This window comes from Vibrio sp. 1249-1, assembly GCF_033340495.1.
Genome location: NZ_JAWOWJ010000783.1, coordinates 1 through 610, shown reverse-complemented (window position 1 = coordinate 610; position 610 = coordinate 1). Strand labels below are relative to the sequence as shown.

The following is a 610-nucleotide window of genomic DNA, read 5'->3' as shown; positions in this document are numbered from 1 at the left end:
AACCAACAGTCCAATAGTGGCGATTACGCTCGCGCTGATGTGCGTACCTTTCCTCGTATTAGGACAAACCAACAGCCGTGTTTTACAAGCAAGTAAAATGGTGGTGCCATCCCTATTCGCGCTTCAACTCGGCGTCAGTGTGCTCATGGTTTTGTTCATTATTGGCCTGAGCACACTGCACTTACAAAACATCAACAGCCTAATGGCGGCATTGCTACTGGCCAGTCTGATCGTCAGTATTGCTTCAACGACTAAATGGTTTAGCTCTGGTCAATATCAAAAGCCGACCCCGACAACAAATATCGAACTGATCTCCTCTGCGAAGCAAGTGTGGATTGGCAGCATTTTCACCAATATCCTCCAATGGGGAAGCATTGTTATTGCTGGTTTTTTCATTTCTACCACGGAGCTAGGGTTGTTAGCAGCAGCGCAACGAACATCGCTACTGATTGGCTTTGTACTGATTACCATTAACTTCGTTGTTGCCCCAATGTTCGCCTCTCTTTTTAAAGAGGGAAAGCTGGATAAACTGCGAAATTTAAGTCGATGGGCTTGTCGTGCAAACATTGGCGCAGCTTTACTTCCTGTCTTGATTTGCACCCTATTTCCT

1 protein-coding gene is annotated in these 610 nt (G+C 45.9%); it reads left to right on the top strand.

Going from position 1 to position 610, the window contains the following annotated elements; all coding sequences use genetic code 11:
* The coding region (locus tag R7Z50_RS28895; protein ID WP_411979533.1) for a lipopolysaccharide biosynthesis protein at positions 1 to 610 on the top strand (610 nt) is incomplete at both ends.